Origin of the sequence: Nostoc sp. FACHB-892, from assembly GCF_014698795.1 — a bacterium.
GTDB lineage: Bacteria > Cyanobacteriota > Cyanobacteriia > Cyanobacteriales > Nostocaceae > Nostoc.
The window spans coordinates 1-3,244 of record NZ_JACJTR010000137.1; the positions used below are offsets into that span (position 1 = coordinate 1).

At 41.1% G+C, this 3,244-nt stretch carries 4 protein-coding genes; all 4 read left to right on the forward strand.

The features are described 5' to 3' along the window. Positions 1–827: 827 nt before the first annotated feature. The 4 genes from H6G96_RS40430 to H6G96_RS40445 all read left to right on the forward strand — a co-directional run bounded on the left by H6G96_RS40430 (position 828) and on the right by H6G96_RS40445 (position 2,730). A complete protein-coding gene (locus H6G96_RS40430) occupies positions 828–1,334 on the forward strand; it encodes a hypothetical protein (RefSeq protein ID WP_190920254.1) in 507 nt (168 codons plus the stop codon). Positions 1,335–1,441: 107 nt separating this feature from the next. Further along, positions 1,442–1,909 carry a translation initiation factor IF-3 gene (infC, locus tag H6G96_RS40435; RefSeq protein ID WP_272913987.1) on the forward strand — a complete coding sequence of 156 codons (468 nt, stop codon included), beginning with the start codon at positions 1,442–1,444 and terminating at the stop codon, positions 1,907–1,909. Between the two features lie 181 nt (positions 1,910–2,090). After that, complete coding sequence (locus H6G96_RS40440; RefSeq protein ID WP_190920256.1) at positions 2,091–2,240, forward strand: hypothetical protein; 150 nt, start codon at positions 2,091–2,093, stop codon at positions 2,238–2,240. A gap of 214 nt (positions 2,241–2,454) precedes the next feature. Further along, positions 2,455–2,730 (forward strand): HU family DNA-binding protein, encoded by a 276-nt coding sequence (locus H6G96_RS40445; protein WP_190920258.1) that lies wholly within the window; start codon positions 2,455–2,457, stop codon positions 2,728–2,730. The last annotated feature ends 514 nt before the right edge of the window (positions 2,731–3,244 follow it).

The window sequence follows — 3,244 nt, forward strand, 5'->3', positions numbered from 1 at the left end:
ACCGTCGAACAAAGATTTCTGGGGCACAATGGAAACGAGAAAATGTCCCTCAAGTCCTGGCTCATCGCTCTGCTTATCTCAATGGATTATTGTCAGTTTGAGCCACTTCAAAAACTGAGATGCTCCCGATCTGATATTTCCCCACCAGAAGGATTATATTAACGAACTGCACCTGCCTGATAACGGCTCTGGTATGGGCGATGCCGCTAATTTTAACCGTTAAGCCTTGACTGTCTTATCAGTATATTTAAGCCAATTACTAAGGATTTTGCTCCCGATTCAAGCTTTGAAATTCATTGCTATATACCAATAAGACAGCCTGGGCCGTTAAGCAGTATCTTCTGAATGTCTACAATGCCGTACAACGCACTGATGCCGACAAATAATATGTTAACAACGAAAAATATCGTGTTAAGCGACATTTGTGGTTTGAAGTGTTTATGTTTGTAGTTCGCTAGAATTACTGTGTTCGTGCAAAAGTGAAATGCATAGCTTTATGGCAGACCCTAATTTACCGCAGGGTTTACTGGCTGCACTGCTCCAAAAAACAATTCTGAGATGCTCCTATACCCAAGCTATACTCTGGCTCGTGGCTCCTGAGTTCTTCTTCGGTAAGTGTGCGTTAGAATTGAAGTAATGGCAACTTGATTGATTTGAAGCTAGATTAAAGAATCGAGGGTAAAAGTTGCTCACAGGGCAAAGTTTAATAATTAGGTCATTGATCAGTTGTTTATACAGTATTTGTGATCAGCGATCAAAGTACTGTATGCAAACGGTGTAACTCCAAAATAGCGATGTAGAGTTTAATATTTACAGGTGTAAAAAGTATGGCTAAGATGACAATTTCCATTGGGTTAACTGATGCAGAAATCAAAGCTTTATCGGCAATGCAGATTTCGGAGAATGAGTCATTAAATCATACAGCAACAAGATTGCTCAAGGGAATCCTGGGTCAGACAAAAGCTGGGCTGGCTTTATCTAATAGTGATGAGATTAAGGAAATAGTTAAACAGGAAGTAAATGCCTCTTCTGCGTCTACACCCGATGGGGAAGAGATAAAACAGGTAATTAGGCAGGAATTAGCCGAAGCGCTCGCTCAGATTAAGGGTTTAATAGATGAGCGTAATGGTGGAGTTATTTTACAAACACAAGAGGCTGTTTCTGTTGAGCAGCAAGTCATACCAGATTATTCAGCAATACGCGAGAATATCCTTTCCCAATTTAAAACAGGTAAGCAGTCAGCAGCCAAGGCAATTGACGCTTTTATTGAGTCACTGGGTGCTGTCAAGGAGCAACAACAGCCAGCAATAGTAGAATTAGATGTAGCGAGTTAGGATTTTTGTGCTGACGACTATTAACCAGTCAACTTAATCACGCCTTGGGTGGTAACAACTTTTGTAATACATAGGAGCCAAACGTTATCGCAATTCCAAAACAACTAATAAACTCGCAAATCAAGTCACCCCAAGTTTTCTTGATTGACCATGAAAATAATAATCGTGGTTTGACCGATACCAATGAAGCGTTACAGCTAGCCGAAAGCTTAGAGTTAGACCTAGTATTAGTATCTGAAGGCAAAGAGGCTCCAGTTGCAAAAATTCTCAATTATGGCAAGCTTCAGTATCAAAAGAAAAAGCGTCAGGCACAGAGTGCTAGACCAGTAGTAAAGGAAGTTCGGTTTGGCTTGAATATAGGTGTGGCTGATTATAAGTTACGCATTGAACAAGCCGTTGGGTGGTTGAGTAAAGGCGATTCGGTAAAGTTTGCTGTTCGTTTACGAGGTCGAGAACATCAATATCGTGACCAAGCTGGAGAACTACTAGATCGAGTTGTAAGTGATCTGAAGTCTGTAGGAAAAGTTCAATCACTTGATAAACGTTCACTAATTGCTTTAATCATTCCTGCCTAGATTAGTTTTTAAGGGATAGCTTAATTAAACTAAGTAGCCACAGGAATAGAGAAACTTATAGACTGACTACTCCACAAACAGAGCATTTCTCTGTAAGGAGACTAAAGCTAGAAAACTTAGCTTTTTATGCTTGCACCACTGCATTATATTCATTTGTTCACTAGCGCGATCGCTTCCAACAATGCAAGAGAGCAATCATGCTCATACCCTAATCCTGCTAATCACCCAACTCATGGCACTGAGGAATATCGAAAGATCTGCTGATGTAGCCTATCAGGTTGCTGGTCGCTTTGCAAGAATTCTCTTGTGGAAAGCTGTAGAAATCGCCTGAAAAAAGCGCGAACTGTAGATTGACTGTTCGACTACAGTAGATGCTCTCCTAAAACTCAACTGCCTTTACCCCTGAATTCAAAGTCGCCACAGGAGTAGCTGTGCATTGTTAATTTTCGTATGCTGCTTGATTGTTGGTCGTTTTCCCCCTATCCTCACAAAAGGTAGTAGTGGTAAAGTAAATTTCCAATACTGGCAATACTTCAGGGTGATTTATGAACAAAGGGGAATTAGTGGATGCTGTAGCAGCGAAGGCTAACATCACAAAAAAGCAAGCTGATCAAGTGATCAGTGCTTTTTTAGAAGTCGTTACCGAGGCTGTAGCTAATGGGGAGAAGATAACGCTTGTTGGGTTTGGGTCATTCGAGCGACGCGATCGCTCCGAGCGTGAGGGGCGTAATCCCAAAACCCAAGAGACAATGACCATTCCAGCTACTAGAGTTCCTGCGTTTTCTCCTGGAAAGCTGTTTCGAGAAAAAGTAGCACCTTAAACAATACAGATGATTTACCTTACTAGTATCAATCTAATCATTGCAAAGCCAGGTAAGCTACTGAGTACTGCTGCTTACAAATGCATGATCTCACGCTAGCTGGCGATATGGAAATATCGAAGTTATCGGTTGTTGTACTACTGTTGGATTAAGGGCAATGGATAGCGTGGGTTGCTGTCGGGGAAGCATTAGAGGGATTGCTGGGGAGCTAAAATGAGTTGTCTTCGCGATTGCTTCCTCAATCGCCTTAATGTCTTGAACTCTGTGCTTTGGCAATGGATGCTGATGTATATCAAAATGCAAAAGAATGCTTTTTTAAGAAACGATAAAAACTTACTTGGCCACAGTACCTATTTTGTGTGAGAGAATTTTATCCTTTCTTGATAAGTATCCGCTCAATAAATCGGGGTAGTGCAAAAAATAAAAAGTAGATAGATGCACATAGCGCCGTAGAATATATCACATGGCGCAAAAGCAATCTCCAGAAAAACAAGTAGAGGCATTATTGCAAACC